This window comes from Cohnella sp. GCM10012308 (genome assembly GCF_042649185.1).
In the GTDB taxonomy this organism is placed as follows: Bacteria; Bacillota; Bacilli; order Paenibacillales; family Paenibacillaceae; genus Cohnella.
Map to the genome: position 1 here is coordinate 30068 of NZ_JBHRYU010000011.1, position 16887 is coordinate 46954.

Consider the following 16887-nt stretch of genomic DNA (forward strand, 5'->3'; position numbering starts at 1 on the left):
TCCGGTCACAACTGGAACGGCCGCGGCCTATAATCGAATGCCTGCGCCGGAACGGGAAGACCGTAGCTCCTCAGCTGCTGCGCTCTCGTGACGACAGCCGCGCCCTCCAGCAAATTGCAGGCAATCTGGACAACCGTGCGGTTGTGCGGCTGTTCGAGAAACGAGCCTGCGGCCCAGGCATTAAACGAGCCCATCGCGGGTCCGCACCAGATCTGGTAATCGAGCTTGCGCTCCTGCGTGCCGTCGATCGCCCACCGGCTTGCCTTGCCCAGATACCAGCGGAAAATCAACGCCATTTTGTGCTTCGGATCGCGTTCGGCCCGCTCGAGCTGTCCGGGCTCCCGCTTCTCGAAGAAACGGGCCGTGTCCGCCCAGATCGAATCGAGCGATGCCAGGAACACTTCCTTCTCCAGCTTCAGCCGCACGCTCTCCGGGATATCCTCGATCCGGTTATAACTGCGGTACAGGTCGAGCAGGTGAAAGCCGCGGGCGCTGAATAAGGTGCCGCGTTTAAGCACCTGCACCTTGACCCCCTGCTCGAACATGTCGGCGGCCGGCGCCATGACGACATCGGCCAGTCCCGCCGTTGCCAACATGGCGCGGCCCTCGTCGGACAATCCCGACTCCACCGCCGATTGGTTGACGGAGCCGGTCATGACGTAGGCCGCGCCGAGCGCAAAAGCGGCGGCCACGGCAGCCGGCGTGCCGAGCCCGCCGGAAGCGCCGATGCGAATCGGGGTCGCATAGTTGTATGTCTGCTGCAAATCGTCGCGCAAGCGCATGATCGCGGGGAACAGTGCCGTCAGCGGACGGTTGTCGGTATGTCCGCCGGAATCCGCTTCGACCGTAATGTCCTCGGCCAGCGGCACATAAGCGGCAAGCCGCGCTTCTTCGGCAGTCAGCAGACCACGGCCGACGAGATCCGCAAGCATTTTGTCCGGCGCCGGCGACATGAACGGGCCGGCGACCTCGGGGCGCGAGATTTTCGCAAAGAGATGGTTCCGGCGACGAATCGTACCGGATGCGTCAAGCGTTAATCCGCTGCAAGCGTAGCGGACGATGCTCGGCGTAAGTCCCATGAACGCGGAGGCCGACACCCTCCTTACGCCGCGGCGGAGATACAGATCGACGATGCGCTCCTCCATGGCCGGTTCGTTAGGCGTATGGATCAGATTGATGCCCCAAGGCAGCCCTTGCGGATCGAGCTCGGCCTGGATGACGTCAAGGTTAGCCTGGACGCGCTCTGGCGGAAGGCCCGCCGCGCCGAAAAAGCCAAGCATGCCGGCTCGCGCCATGGCGATGACCATGCGCGCGGTCGCGATGCCGTTCGCCATCTCGCCGGCGATGTAGGCGAAGCGCACGCCGTGCGCCTGCGCGAACGCGCCGCCGCCCAGCCACTCGGGATAGAGCGCGGGCAGCATCGCGGCGAGCGGATAATTCGCCGCCTCCGCGCCGCTTGCGGGAGCGACGCTCCCGCCCAGGCCCAAGCCTAAAGCGCCGTTTTCGCCATAACGGACGATATACGCCGGCTCGCGCACGCGAGCGGCCAGCTGGGCCAGCTCCTCTCCTGCAAAAGCCGGCCCCGTATCGCCCGGCATCCATCTAAGCGTTGTCTGCATTTGCATGCGTGTTTTTCCTCCGTTTCGTCACTTGCACCTTCGGTCCCGATTGTCCGTACAGCCAGCCGGCAAACGCCGCGAGCCACTGTCCTGCAGGATCGTCCTTGACACGAAGCTTCCCTGCCGACACGCCTTGCAGCAACGCCGCGCCCTCGGCGCTGCACGACGCCAGGCGCGCAAGAGACGCCAGCAGCACGGCTTGCTCGTAAGGCACGCGGGCCTCCTCCGTCAGAACCCGTATCTGCTCGGCCAATGCCGGATTGCCGCCGCTTGCGGCCAGCCCGTCTTCCTGCTGCGCAGACCTGCGCCCCGTTCCGTTCAGCGCCTCGAGAATCACCTGCTTGCGCGCCGGCAAGGGCAGCGCCCGCAGCTCATCCGGGAAGATCGGACGTCCGATATAATAATGCTGCCTGCCGTATCCGACAGGAAACTCCAGCCGCGACTCGGATTCCTCCGCCGGCAAGCCGCCCCTGAACCGGACGGGCACGATCGGAATATTGCCCTGCAGCGCAAGATCCGTCCAGATGCCGCTCACGACCGTAACCTCTTTATCCTCGGTCCGCGCGCGCGTCCCCTCGACATGCACGAGGATCGATTCTTTTCCGGCCTGCATGCGGACGGCAAGGTCCTTTAACGTCTGCAGCATCGCCCCTTGGTCCTCGCGGTCGACATGAACGATCGGAATTGTGAACCGCGCATTCGGGTTGGCTTCCATATGCGCGAGCATCCGGCCGATCCACGAATCGCGATGCTCCTTCTTGGCGATCGCCGCCACGGGGCTTTGCGTCAGCCCTTCCGCCAGGCAAGCGAACAGCAGCGACTCCACGGCGGTCTGATGATTCGCGAGATACAATACCGGTCCCTGGCTCGCTAGCGCGAACCGCACGGGATCTTCAACGACGAACCCGCCGACGAAGCTTGCGATTAACGCCCGGTAAATGTCTTCGCCAAGCCAGACATCGCTGCCGAGCTTTTGCCTCCAGTAACCCATGGCCCCCTCGATATCCCGGATGGGGGCTTGCGAGGCGACGCGGATCTCCCCGTCCTCTTCCTCTAGCGCGATGGGATGGCGCTCGTACGGATATACCGAGCTGAAGGCGGAGCTTGCCTTTTCATCCACGGTTACGGTCGAAGGATGAACGCCGGCGATCAGTCCCACATGGTCCTTGATCGCCGCCAGCCGCGTCAGCTCCTTATAGCTCGCCGAAGCGTCAATGCCATATACCGCCGCCACCGTGCCCGCGAGCCAGTCCGATCCCCGCACCTCGGCCTCGGTCAGCTTGGTGACGCCCCCCTCGCTTCGGGACAGCGCCACGCCTTCTACATAAACGCGGTTCTGTAAAAAGGCTTGCCGGCTCCGGCCGTCGCCGCGGCCGATCCGCCCCTTGGGCATCAGCACCTCGACAAGCCGCAGCGATGCCCATAGCCGTTCGCCCCGATAGAGGCGGATCCGGAAAGCCGGGAAGCGCGCGTCTCCTTCGAAGCCGTCGAAGCGAATGTCGCAGCGGACTTCGCCGGCGTCCGGCGTATCTCCGTAGAACCGGCAAGCCGTCATCCGGTACGGATAAGCGACCAGATCGTCCGCAACCCCGGGCGCCCATAAAGTCAGCTCATCATGCGGAATCGCGTGCGTCGCGCCGTCGAGCAGGAGCGGATTGAGGCATCCGGTCGGAACGGATGCGGCTCCCGTCCGATTCCCCTCCGCCGAAAGGATGGCAGCAGCCCCATTCTTGCCAAGCACGATCGTGCTAGCGATCTGAAAAGCAGGCCCGTGGAAGACTCGCCCGGCGTCGTATAGATCGGCGACAGACTCCTGCTCCTGCAGCGGCTCGAACGGCCGGGAATCCGCTTCGTCTACAGCCGGGTACCGGTCTGCCAGCTCGAACCGGCCCGACGCGATTTCCTCGAACCGGGACAACCGCGAATCCGGCGCGTCCCGCCAGGCGTAAAGCCTCACGTCATAGAAGGCGCTATTTCCACGCAGGTCGCGGTTCTCCGCCAGACGAACCTCCGTTTGCAGCAGGCGGGGCCGGTCGACGACGAGCCACCGCTTGAACTGCACGTCCGCCGCGCCTGCCAGGATCCGGTTCGGCTCGCGATTGCGCGCGGCATTCGCCATCGTATCCAGAATAAAGGTCGAAGGCATCGCCGGCGCGGTATACGTCGGGCAATGATCCCGTATCCACGGCTGCGTCTCGGGGTCGAACAACGATTGTTCGACGACAACCTCCGGCTCGCCGTCCGTCTTCTCCGGCCCCGTGCCGGTACCGCCATCGTCCACCAGCCGCATGCCCATGAGCGGAACATAGTATATTTGCAGACCGTCGACCCAGAGCGACGCTTCGGCCGTCACGTAGACGCCACGCTCGTCGCGGCCCGTCTCCAGCACGTCGAGATCCACGACGATTTTGTCCTTCTGCGGCGTCACTTGGCCCCTGTATTTCCACACGATCTCCATGCCCGTGCCGAGCGGCTCAAAGCGCGGCTGCTTCAAGCCGAGATCCATGCCCTCCTGGAGCATGTGGAACTGCAGCAGCTGAACCATCGCTTCGACGCCAAGGGAGCCCGGCTGCACCGGGTCCTGGTAGAAATGCGCCTTGAAAAACCAGTCGTCCGCATCGACTTTTTTCTCCGCTCTCGACCTGCCCAAACCATGCTTGCCGCCTTGACGCCAATGACCGGTCACGCGATCGATCATCAGCAGCTTGCCGCTCGCCAGCCTCACCCGGTTACTCGTAGGACCGGCTTGGAACAAGGTATCGTTGTTGCGCAAATCCGCTTCGAAGTCGCACGGCTCCAGCATGCGCGCAAGTTCGGCTTCCCCGGCGCCGAGACCGACCTGATTGGACAAGTCTTCGAGCGTGAAGTGTCCGAATACGGTCGACATCGTGAATACCGGCGCGTCGGGCGCGTCCGCGAGGAAGCAATCCACCTGGAACGATTCGATATACGTATGGCCCATTCGCGACAGGCTCGTCAGGCTCACCCGGGTGCGCAGCGTGCCGGCGCCCGGGAGCACCTCCCGATGCTGCGTCGCTTTGCCGTCCAGATTGCGGAAGTAGGCGTCCCGCTCCGGCGATTCGGGAATGCCGAGATAGGACACGAGCCAGCCGCAAGGCTGCAGCGCCGCCTCCAGCAGCACGCAGAACGGCATCGTGCGCGAACCGTTTTCGGCAAAATACCACGCGTCCGGCGGGATGTCGTATTCGGCCGTGATGACCGTGCCGGTCTTCGGCACGCCAAGCTGTCCGCCGGCTTCCGTCACCCGCGTCATAAAATGATAGGGCGGTCCCGGAAGTCGGGGCACATGCTTGCCCTTGTCGTAAACGGCGTACCGGCTGCCGAACGCATGCGACGGCTTGCCGAAGGCGCAAGCGAGCAGCGAATAGTAATCGAACGTGACGCCGCCGGACGAGGCTGCCCGCGGATCGCCGGAAGCGCCCTCCGTCAGATGACGAAGCTCGGTATGCAGCGGAAAGTCGGGTACCAGGCGCACCGCAAGCCGGCTGCAGTGGAACGCCTTGCGTCCGTCTACCGTCAGCAGCACGTCGGCAATGACCGTCGGCTCCGGTCCGTCCATGACTTCTTGGACGAACACCTCGTATACGAGGCTGCGGGATTCGGGCGTGACCTGGCCGCGGCAGATCATTTTGTACGGCAGCTCGGGAACCGGCTCGAAGCGCCAGCCGTCCTTGCGCAGCGTGTAGCCGAGGCCTGCCAGGTAGAAGGACATCGCCTGCACGCAGCCTTCCAGCATGAGCGTGCCCGGCATGGCCGGATCGTTCTTGAAGTGTCCGGCGAAAAACCACTCGTCCCCGCTTAAGGCCGTCTCCGCGCGGAGATAGCCGCGGCCGAGCGGTCCGCCGCCTTGCTCGAGGACCGTCACTTCATCGAGCAGCAGCATGCGGCCGCTCTGGATCGAAGGGGAGCAGGTGTGCGTCTGCGCAAACGCGAAGCCTTCGCCAAAGCATCCGTACAAGTCGCCGGCAGCGAAGGCGCGCACCTCATCCGGCGTATAGCGTGTTTTGGCGTTCAGGACATGCGGCGCGTCAAGTCGCGCGTTCGCCTCGATCTCGACCTTCGCCGGATCCCAGATGACCCCTGCCGACTCGCGCAATTCCTCTTTCGTGAAAAAGCCGGCTTGTCCCTGACGCATCGTCATCCGTCGGCGTCCTTGGCCGTCCGTGCAGTCGTAATTGAAGAAAAAGAGCCGGATGTCTCCGTGCTTGGCATGCGAATCGACGCGAATGTCGTAGCTCAGCGTTTCGCCCGGCGCGGGCAGCGAGCCGTGGAACGTCAATTCGCAGCCGAGCAGCCGGTAAGCGCGTTCTCCCCTGTTCAGCCGGTCGATACCGAGCCACGAGATGAGCAGCAGGTCCGCCTGCCCCGATTCGATCATAATGCCGAACGGCATGCGGCCTTTGTGCAGGTACCAGGAGTCGTTTAAGACGTCGGTTTCCGTTCTGATGGAGCCTCGGCCCATCGAGAGCGGCTCCCCTTCAAGCGCGACGACCCGGTCTGCCAGCAGCAGCGGCGGCTCCGGCATGCGCACCTGCACCGCATAGCCGTCTTGCCCTGCGAAGGCGGGGCCGAACACGTCGGAAATGCGCCCCGATGCCAAAACTTCGAGCTGCCCGCGGGTGAATCGGATCGGCTGCGTCCCTGCTGCGCGTACTGCCGGGAGGTCCGATGCTGTAGAGTGCGATGCCGCAAGGTGCGATGCCGGCTCTGGAATCGCGGATGCTGCGGTCAGATGCGCAGGCGCTGCGGGTGGCCGAACCTGTATGGCAAACACAGGCGCAGATGTAGCGGCTGGGGACGCAGGCGCAGCTGGTATGTGCCCCGGTGCGATATGCGCGGGCAGCGATCTGCCGTTCGCCAGCAGCTGCATGAGCTGAAGCTGGATGCCGCTCTGCAGCTGGACGTACTGGCGATGCGCGGACGCCATTCTGGCGTATTCCCCGGCAGGCGCGGAAAACGTCGGCACTGCTGCCGACTGTCCGGCAGGCGCTGCAAGCACGGTCTCCGGCACCGGTCTCGGCGCGGTCTCATGGATTGTTTTCAAAGGCTTAACCTCTTCCCGTCCGATTGGATGTCCGGCATCCGTCATTCTTGTTGGCATGTTCGGCAGGACAACCGGCGGCAGATGCGCCGGGAACGTCATGGCTGCGTCTTTACCGTCCTTGGTTTGCGCCGAGCCCAATTCGGCCAATCGCGACTGCAAACGATCAATTTTCACATCGATACCGGATACGAATAGACGGGCAGCGGTCTTCGTCGCCTGCTCCAGCGAATCAACGCCGGGCTGATCCAGTCCGATGCACAGATGCTCGCGGCCAGCCAGAATTTGACCGATCCAGTCCGAGCACAGACTGCGGGGACCGTGCTCGACGAATATACGTACGCCGTCCTCCCAAGCCTGAAGGATCGTTCTTGGAAAATCGACGAGACCGGATGCCATTTCCAGCAGCGCATCGGCCACCCGGTCGGCGTCCGGCTCGTAGTGCTTCGCCGACGCGCCCGAATAGAAGCGCACGCCTGGCACCGGCCGCGTCGGGCGGCGGTGAATCTCCCGCCAGCGCGGCGCGATCGCCGCCAGCTCCGGGCAATGCACGACCATATCGTAGCCGAGCGGATAGGCAGGCGCCGGTCTCAGCTTGTCCAGCACGCGCCTGCAGGCGGCAGGCTCGCCGCCAATAATGCAGTCTCCCGGCGCGTTGCGCATCGTAAGACGGACGCGCGCTTCCGACGCGATCGCTCCGCGGATGGCCTCAGGCGATGCTTTTACGCGCCAGTTCTCCCACTTCGGATGAGGTTCCCCCCACGCTTCCTGCAAGACGCGGTAGGTTCCGGCGAGCTCGCGGCTATAGATTCCGTCCTTCTGCAAGTCGCGGAACAAACCGTCGAGATTGTCCCAGGCGCCCATCGCCGCCAGCGCGTTGGTCTCGCCCGAGGACAGCCCGATCGCGGCCTGCGGTCTGAGGCCGAGCCACCGCTGCGTGAACGCCGCATGAACTTGCGTCAAATAGGAAGCCCCGCCAAGCATTGCGAGCGCGTCGGGCGCCCGGTCGGTCTGCTCCGCATAGATCCAGCCGGCAGCCTCGGCCGCCGTACGGAACCGGTCGCGGATCGCAACGCCTAATTCCGGTATCGCCGCGAGCAGTCCGCTCCCCATACCCGCGTAAGCCGACGCTGCGCCCGAGAATACGAAAGCAAGCTCGCCGCCGGCAGGCGCGTCCGAATAATGGATGCCCGGCCCTTCACGGAATGGCCCTGATCCGGGAGCCGCTATAAGCCGCTCAAGCTCAAGCGCAGCCGCCTCTTTTGCCGCCGACAGCGCCGCCTCTCCATGTGCGACGATCGCCAGACGAACGGCGCCTTGCGTAGATTCTGTTCCGCCCCGAAGCGATTGCAGCAGCGCGCGGCGATCATGGGCTGCATAGGTATGCAGCGTCGGCACCCGGGAACCGCGCAGCGCGAACGGCGCGCCGTCACCTTCCGCGAGCATGACGGAGCCCGAGGCGCCGCCGAGCGCACTGACGTCTATCCGGGCGGTACGCGCCTCTTCTCCCCGCAGCCATGGGCGCAGACCGCGGCCGCTGCCGTACGGCAGCAGTCCATGGTGCAGGGCGAGCGCGCCTGCCGCCACATGCAGCAGCCCGGAGGCCGCATGCGAATGGCCGAAGCGCGATGCCAGATGCACCGCATCCCGTTCATCCGCGCCAAGCAAAAGCCCAGGCTTAGCGTCGCCGCCGCCAGATGCAGGCAGCACCGCATAGACCGTATTGCCATCGCGCCGGGCATCATGGAGCCGCTTGACAGCCAGCACGACCGAAGCGTCGCCCGGCTTTTGTTTTCCGCTCTCGAGCATGGCCTCCGCTGCTGCCTGATGCACGCTCTCGCAGCTGAGATCGACCGCCCCGATCAGGGCGGCGTCCAGTTCGCCGCTTCTTAGCGCGCGGGAAGCCAGCTCGAGCGCCGTAATCCCCGACAGCTCTTCGCTGGACACGGTGAAGCCCGGACCGGATATTTTAAGGTGCTTGTTGAGCCGGTTGGCCGGCACATTCGGCAGCAGCCCGACGACCGTAGAAGATTCCAGCGGCCCGTAGAACGCATTTTGCAGGGAGGCGACGTCAGCATCCGACGCCTGAAGCCCGGACAGCGCCGCATGCTTGCCGGCCCATTCCCCGACTCTCACCCGCGCGATATGCCGGGCGATCTCCGCATCGCACTGCATGCCGACGTATACGCCGACGCGGTCGCCGGTCAGTCCGCCCACTTCCGCCGCGGCATCGGCCGCCGTCCGCAGCAGCATCACCTGCTGGGGCAGCGCCTGCTTCAGGTCGACAGGCGGTACAGAAATGTCCTGCATGGTGAGCGCGATCCCGCCAGAGCGGAACGTCTCCAATCCCTTTTTCCCGCGATCGCTAGCGTCAGGCCCGAATAAGGCCGCAGCCCATTCCCGGGTTGTCCTGCTGCTGCCGGCGCTAACGCCGATGCCGACGATGGCCAGGTCCGCATCCATGCGGCTTGCCGCTTCCGTTTCACGGTCAAGTTTCGTTGCCGCCGAGCTGCCTCCAGGCTCATAACGTTCCACGATCAAGTGCGCATTGTTGCCGCCGAAACCAAAGCCGCTCAGCGCCGCCCGCCGCGGCGCCTCCGGGTGCCAAGTCTCTCCCGGCTGCGGCAGCCGGAAGGGCGTACCCTCCAGCAGCTTAACCGGTCCGTCCGTATGTAAGTGCAGGGTGGCAGGATAGACGCCCTCCTCCATCGCGCGAAGCAGCTTCATCAAGCCCGCCATGCCCGCCGCCGTCACCGGATGTCCGATATTGCCTTTAATCGAACCGATCGGAACCCCGCTGCGCCCGGCGAATACTTCGCTCATGCTTTGAACCTCAACCGCGTCGCCAAGCGGCGTGCCGGTCGCATGGCATTCGATCAGCGATACGTCCTGCGGACGAAGGCCCGACATGGCGTATGCCTGCCGCATCGCGCGAATTTGACCGTCCCGGGCGGGCGCGAGCATGCCGCCTTGTCCGCCGTCGTTCGACAGGCCGATGCCCCGGATGACGCCGAGAATACGGTCGCCTGCTTGCTCGGCATCGGCCAATCGCTTCAGGGCGACGAAGCCGCTGCCTTCGGAGGGTACGAGGCCGTCCGCCTCCGGATGAAAGGGCCTGCTCCGCCCGCTCCGGCTGATCGCCTTCAGCGCACGGAAGCCCGTGTGCAAAAACAGTGCATCCGTTCCGTTCACGGCTCCGGCAAGCATCAGGTCCGCGCTGCCGTCATGCAGCCTGTCGCAGGCGAGCTTGATCGCATAGAGCGATGAAGCGCAGGCGGCATCCAGGCAGAATGCGCCGGCGCCCAGACCGAACGCCTTCGCGAGAAAATGCGCGGGATAACCGGACATGAACCGGTTTACCGCGTCCGGCGGCTCGCCGACCTCCCTGGCAAAAAGCTCGCGCGGCGCATCCCCCTGCTGCGACTGCAGCCAGACATGCTCCGCATAACGCGACATCGATTCCGTCGGCAGCGAGAGATTGCCGATGACCGCGCCGGTCCGTTTATGCTTATCGGGGCCGGCCTTCGGATCGGGCAGCGCTTGCGCTGCGGCATGCAGCATCCAGCGAACCATCCGGTCCATCGCGCCGATCTGCGCCGCGTCGACCTGCAGGCCAAGCTGCTCCCATTCCGCCTGGAAGCCTCTGATGTATCCGCCGCGGGTCGACCACTCGGTCCCGTCCGAGCCTCGCCGGGAGGCTGCGCGGGACAGACGCCATTCGCCTTCTTCAGGCTCTGTCAGCGTCTCCCTCCGCTCAGCGACGATGCGCCATAGTTCCTCCGGGTTCGCCGCACCGGGGAACACGCATCCCTGCCCGACGATCGCAATCGGCTCGAATCTCATGCTGCCATCTTCCTCTCACTCATGTGCTTGCTTCTGGCTTGCCACGATATGCATTTCAACGTCCCAAAGCTCGGCGATCGCTTCGCCTTGTTCGTTCAGCCAAGCTACTTGCGTAACGGTCTTGTATCTCCCCCGCCGCTCGCTCCGGATCCGGCAGACGACAGGTTGATTACGGGGCATGCGCCGGTAAGCCGTATACGACCCGATTTTAGTAGGAAGCGTCGGTTCCCCGAACATTCGGATGCCCCATAGCCGCGCGAGCTGCAAGCCGCCATCGATCATCGCCGGGTCGATGCCGCCGTCCCGATTCGACCACGCCGTAGCCGCGTCATGCTCGAATTTGGCTTCCGCGCCTTCGCTGCCTGCCAGCGTCAGCTCGCGAATGATCTGGAAGGCCGGGCCGTGAAAAAGCTTGCTGCCATCGTAGGCGTCGGATCGCTGCCAGTTCCAAGCTTCAATTCCTGCTTGGGGAAGCGGCTGCGCTATCGGGAGAATCTCTTCGCGCTCCATGCCCATTTCGACGTCTGCCGTATAATGAATGCGGCCGTCCTCTCCCCTGAGCTCGAAGCTCAGCCAGGCTTGCGCAATGCCGTCGGTCCGGTCGTTGCACGTCATGGTCAGCCGCTTGCGCTGGCCGTCCCGTTCCTCGACGACGATCCCTTTCTTCACCGTCAAGTTCGAACACCGTTTGACGTCAAGGTGCGGATACGCGGCCCTCGCGGCGCGCACGAACCAGTCCATGGCCATCGCGGCCGGGACGACGGCGCTGCCGCCGATGCGATGGTCATGCAGCCATGGCGCGAGCGACGGCTCCGGCAGGAACAGTTCCGCGGTCCATGTTTTTTCCGACGCGCCTTCGATCAAGGTCGGCCTGTCCCCGGCGCTGCCCCCGATGACGATCTCCACAAGCCCGCTTGCATCCGCCGTCTCGGCCACGAATGCAGCGGTTCCTTCTTCCATCGGAATGAGGTTGACGCCGCGCTGTTCAAAATGCTTCTTGAGCAGCGGACTGACCATTCCGCCGTCCCATGGCCCCCAGTTGATCGATTTCACGATGCAGCCTGGGCCGCGCCGGACCGCTTCCGCCTGGGCGCACTTGTTCAACACTTCGTTTGCCATGGCGTAGTCCGCTTGCCCGGCATTGCCGCTTCTCGCGGATACCGAAGAGAACAGGCAGATGAGCGTGAGGGGATCCTCCTCCGTGACGGACAGCAGCGTCCGCAGGCCGCCTACTTTCGTATCGAATACATAGTCGAATTGCTCGACCGTCTTGTCCGCGATCGCTTTGTCGGCGAGCACGCCTGCGCCGTGCACGATGCCGGTGATCGGCCCCCACCTCGCGCGGATCGGCTGCAGCGCTTCCCGCAGCGCTTCCGCATTTTGTACGTCGACCGGCACATAGACGACTTCGGAGCCCAGCTCCCTGAGCGTCTGCAGATTGCCGGCAATCTCGCGATTCATCAAAATGCGCTGCACGCGCCGGCCGAGCTCCGCCAAGCTAATGGCGGCGCCTTCCGCTTTTGCCTGTTCGAGCAGCGCGCGCTTCATCCCCGCATCGTCGGCAATTCCTCTGCACGCGGCAGGCTCTTCTTCGAGCGGCGTTCTGCCGAGCAAAATGAGGCGCGGACGCTCAGCACGTGCCAATGCCGCGATCGCTGCAGCCGTAACGCCTCTCGCCCCGCCGGAAACGAGCAGCACGGCACGATCTTCCGCACCGCCGTCGCCTTCGTTTACAGGCGCGACCATCGCCGGATCCAGCTCCAGCACCGGCGTCATTCTGCCTCCGCCGCGCTGCAGGCCGACTTCGACTTCAGGTGCGCCAGCGGCTAGCTCCTGGAAAATGCGCTCGGCCGCCGTCTCCGCCGTGAGCCCTGTCCGGTCCAGATCGATCGCTTTGACGGCTGCCTGCGGCCATTCGCGTGCAGCCGTCTTGACGAGCCCCGTCAAGCCGGCCGTCCACATGCTGCGTGAAGCCGGCGCATCCGCGAGGCCGAACGAGCCCCCGGTGTCCTGCACCGTAACGAAGACGCCGCCCTGCTTGGCCATTTTCGCGGCAACCGTCTTGGCTGCCTCGAAAGCGCCGCGGTTGACCGAGAGCGCCTCTTCGTCCGTCCTTATCGTCTTCAGCGCATCCAGCCATACGACCGCATCGGCTTCCGCGGATATCGCCGTTACCGCCCGCGCCGACGCACCGGCCTCTTGCATGCGCTTGGCAAGCGCCAAGGCAATCCCGTTTCCGTCATCCATGATCTCAACGGCCGCGCCGTCCCATAGGCCGGGCACCGCCAATCCTGCTGCCGGCGCAGGGGCGGCCTTCACCCCGTAGCGCACGACCGCGGACCGATTGCGATCATGGATAATTACTTTTTTCCTGCAGACTCCCCGCCCTTGCCGAGCGCGCGGTTCATATAGTCGACGATCTCGCCAAGCGTATTGAGCGCCGCCAATTCGCCCGGTTGCACGTCAGGCAGCGCCGGCAACTGTTCCTGCACGGCGGACAAAATCTCGACGCGCTTGATCGAGTCGATGCCGAGTCCGGCTTCAAGCTCGATATCGAAGTCCAGCATTTCGACCGGATAGCCCGTCTTCTCCGCTACTACCTCGAGCATGACCGAGCGCACGTCGCTTGCCTCAGCTTGCGGAGCAGCCGCAGCCGCAGCCGCTACTGGAGCGGCCGGAGCCGGAATCGGAGCTGGAGCTGCCGGAGCTGGCGGCATGTAAGCTGGCGGTGCAGCCACGACTGGCGCCGGTGGCATGTAAGCTGGCGGCGCAGACACTACCGGCGCCGGTGGCATGTAAGCTGGCGGCGCAGACACTACCGGCGCTGGCGGCACGTAAGCTGGCGGGGCAGACACTACCGGCGCTGGCGGCACGTAAGCTGGCGGTACTGCCACGACCGGCGCTGGCGGCACGTAAGCTGGCGGGGCAGACACTACCGGCGCCGGCGGCGCGTAGGCTGGAGCCGCCTGTACAGGCACGTACGGGCTGGCAGCCGGTACGGCTGCCCACGCTGGAGCAGGCGCGGGAACCGCGGCCGCTGCAGCCGCTTCAGGCATTGCCGCGAAAGCGCCGAACCCGCCGGCAGCCAAGGCGCTCAGTCCGGCCAGCGATACTTCGACCGTGCGCAAGAAAGCGACATGCCCGTCAGCCATCGCGCGTTGATAGGCGGCATGCGCCTCGACCGTCTGGCGCTGCATCTCCGTGATCGCGCCAAGCAGCACGGATTGGATATTGGTCGGGTAAGTAGACATTGTATTTTCCTCCTGAGTATCGTAAATGGGAGCTATTGTCGTATGAGAAACAGCGGGCTGCCAGTAGGCTTCCGCGCCGACTTCAAAGGCGCGACCGGCCGCAGCCTCTTGCTGCCCGGCTGCGTAGGCGAATATCGGGCTCGGAGCCTCCTGCTCCGGATGCCCGATAGCCGTCACTGGCTCAGTCGCCGGCAACACCTCGGCGGCGACCGGCGCAGCGGCAGGCAAGCTTGCCTCGTTCGGCTTCGGGAGCGCCGGCGTACCGCCTTCGGGCGGATAAGGCCTGCCGCTATTGACCCCGCTGATCGGGATCGTGAAGGCCGGCTTGGGACGGCTGCGCGGATCTTCCTCCGGCTTGTAATCGTCCCAGAACGGCGCGAGATCGAGCGGAACGCCCGCGGCCGCAAGCCGCCCCAGCGCGTGCCACAACGCGTTGACGCCGTGCTGCCCTTTACGATCGGTCGCAACGGCTACAAAATCCTTGTCCGCAAGGCATTGCTCGACGAGTCCGGAAAGAACGGCGCTCGGCCCGACCTCAATGAACGTACGGACGCCTCGATCATAGAGCGCCTCCACCGTCTCCGCGAACAGAACCGGCTGCGCGATTTGTTCGGCCAGCCGATCCCGCAGGCCGTCCGGCGATGAAGGAAACGGCTTGCCGTCCGCATTGGACAAGACGACAGCCCCTCCCTCTCCCAGCGGAGCGTTCGCCAAAAACGCGCGGAATTCGGGGACGGATGAAGCGACGAGCGGCGAATGGAACGCCGTGGACACCGGAAGCCGCTTGAAAGGAATGCCGTCCGCGGACAGCTTCTCCTCCAGGCGGCCCACTTCCCCCGCCTCCCCGGAGACGACGACCTGGCTCGGACTGTTATGGTTCGCGCAGTCGACGGCTGCGCCGCTTTTCGCAATCTGCTCGCGGACCCGCTCGATCGGGGCGAACACCGCGCTCATCGCGCCGCTTCCGGCAGATGCCGCCGCGGCCGCCGCCATGAGCTCGCCGCGTTTTCTCGCCGCCTGCAGCATGTCCTTCTCTTCGAGAATTCCCGCTGCGTACAAGGCGGGGAGCTCGCCGAAGCTGTGGCCCGCAACGTACGATGCCTGCACGCCAGCCTTCCGCAGCACTTGCAGGAGCGACAGGCTCATGGCGCCGATCGCCGGCTGCGACCACTGCGTTGCCTGCAGCCGGCCGCGCTGCGCTTCGAGCTCTTCTTTGGCGAAAACGGGCCGCGGATAGACGGTCTCTTGCAGGCTGCCGCTTGCATCCGTCTCCAGATCGGCCGCCCTGTCCCACACGCCCCGGGCTTCGTCGAACGCCAGCAGCAGCTCGGCTCCCATGTTCAAATACTGGCTGCCTTGGCCGGGAAACAGCATCGCAACTTCGCCAGGATTCGCGTCATAGGCGTAATAGATTCCGCCGTTGTCATCGATCCGCCGCTCCGGATGGCCGCGAAGCGCCGCGATCGTCTTCTCGAGCTTCATGCGGAGTCCGTCCAGGTCGGCGGTGACGAGCGCCAGCCTTGCCGGCAGCTTTGCATCGTAATTCGTTTGCGTCCGACGAGCCAAATAAGCGAATAGTCCGTCATCGTCAGTCAGGCCGGCCAGCAGGTCTTCGCACTGCGCGAGCAGCGATGACGGATCGTTAGCGCTAAAAAGGAACAGCTCGGACGGCATGCTCCGCAGCTTCCAAGCTTGGCGGCCCGGACCGTTATATTCCTCCAGGGTCACGTGAAAGTTGCTTCCCCCGAAGCCGAAGGCGCTGACCGACGCCCGTCTCGGATGCGACGACCCTCTGATCCAGGGCCGGACTTTGGTATTCAAATAAAACGGACTGCCCGCGATATCCAGGTTCGGATTGGGCCGCTCGACCTTGATCGTAGGCGGCAGCACCTTGTGCCGGAGCGCCATGACGGCCTTGAACAAACCTGCGGCGCCTGCCGTTCCTTTCGTATGGCCGATCTGCGATTTGACGGAACCGAGCGCGCACCATTGCCGGTCTTCTCTCGCGCCGTCGTCGAATACCGAGGCCAGTCCTGCGAACTCCGCCGCATCGCCGGCCTTCGTCCCGGTCCCGTGCGCTTCCATGAGCTCTACGGTAGCCGGCGAATAGCCCGCCATTTCATAGGCGCGGCGAAGCGCTTTGGCCTGCCCTTTGGAGACGGGCGCGTATACGCTTTTGGACTTGCCGTCGGAAGAGGTGCCGAAGCCCCTCAGCACGGCATAGATTTGGTTGCCGTCCCGCTCGGCGTCCTCCAGACGCCGCAGGGCGAACATGCACAGTCCCTCGCCGAGCATCGTGCCGTCGGCCTGATCCGAGAACGGGCGGCAATCGCCCGTCGGCGAGAGCGCGGGCGTCTGGCTGAAGCACATGAACATGAAAATATCGTTCAGCGTATCGACCCCGCCCGTAATGACGAGATCGGACTTTCCGGCCAACAGCTCCATCGCCCCCATCGAGATCGAGGTAAGGGAGCTGGCGCAGGCCGCATCCACGATGCAGTTCGTGCCGCCGAGGTTAAAGTGGTTGGCGATTCTGCCCGCGATGACATTCCCGAGCAGGCCCGGGAAGGAGCTTTCCTTCCATGGCACATATTCGGAAGCGATGCGGTCGCTGATCGCCTGCACCTGATCCTCCGGCACGCCGCTTTCCCGCAGCGCCTTGACCCAGACCGGCCGCTGAATGCGGCTGCCGAGCTCCACGGTGAGCTCCGAGGCGGAGGCCGTACCGAGAATAACGCTGATGCGATCCTTGTCGATCGCGTTGAACTGGCCGGCGGCTGCGTCCTCCAGCACGCTTTTGGCCACCATCAGACCGAGCAGCTGGCTCGTGTCGGTAGCGGAAATGTTGCTGGGCGGCATAGCGAATTCCTTGGGATCGAATTGAACCTGCGGAAGGAAGGCGCCGCGCTTGGCATAGGTTTTGTCCGGCGTCATGGGGGTAGGATCGTAATAGTCCTCGATGAGCCAGTGGGTAGGCGGTATATCGGTCATGAGATCCCGGCCCGCCATGATGTCGTTCCAGAATCCCTTGTTGTCGGTCGATCCGGGCAGCAGCGCGCTAACGCCGACGATCGCGATCGCGCCGGATCCTTTTCTATCGTTCACTGGCAAT

General features: G+C 64.5%; 4 protein-coding genes. All 4 read right to left on the reverse strand.

Annotated elements, in window-relative coordinates; genetic code table 11:
* Positions 1–5: 5 nt before the first annotated feature.
* The gene (locus tag ACFOTD_RS14535) at positions 6–1625 is read right to left on the reverse strand and encodes a PfaD family polyunsaturated fatty acid/polyketide biosynthesis protein (protein WP_378119896.1); all 1620 of its coding nucleotides are present in this window, start codon (positions 1623–1625) and stop codon (positions 6–8) included.
* Positions 1603–10524, reverse strand: a complete 8922-nt coding sequence (locus tag ACFOTD_RS14540) for a beta-ketoacyl synthase N-terminal-like domain-containing protein (protein WP_378119898.1) — start codon at positions 10522–10524, stop codon at positions 1603–1605. The genes ACFOTD_RS14535 and ACFOTD_RS14540 overlap by 23 nt, the downstream gene beginning before the upstream one ends.
* A gap of 15 nt (positions 10525–10539) precedes the next feature.
* Positions 10540–12807 carry an SDR family oxidoreductase gene (locus tag ACFOTD_RS14545; protein ID WP_378119900.1) on the reverse strand — a complete coding sequence of 756 codons (2268 nt, stop codon included), beginning with the start codon at positions 12805–12807 and terminating at the stop codon, positions 10540–10542.
* Positions 12808–12884: 77 nt separating this feature from the next.
* Complete coding sequence (locus ACFOTD_RS14550; RefSeq protein ID WP_378119902.1) at positions 12885–16880, reverse strand: beta-ketoacyl synthase N-terminal-like domain-containing protein; 3996 nt, start codon at positions 16878–16880, stop codon at positions 12885–12887.
* Between the last annotated feature and the right edge of the window lie 7 nt (positions 16881–16887).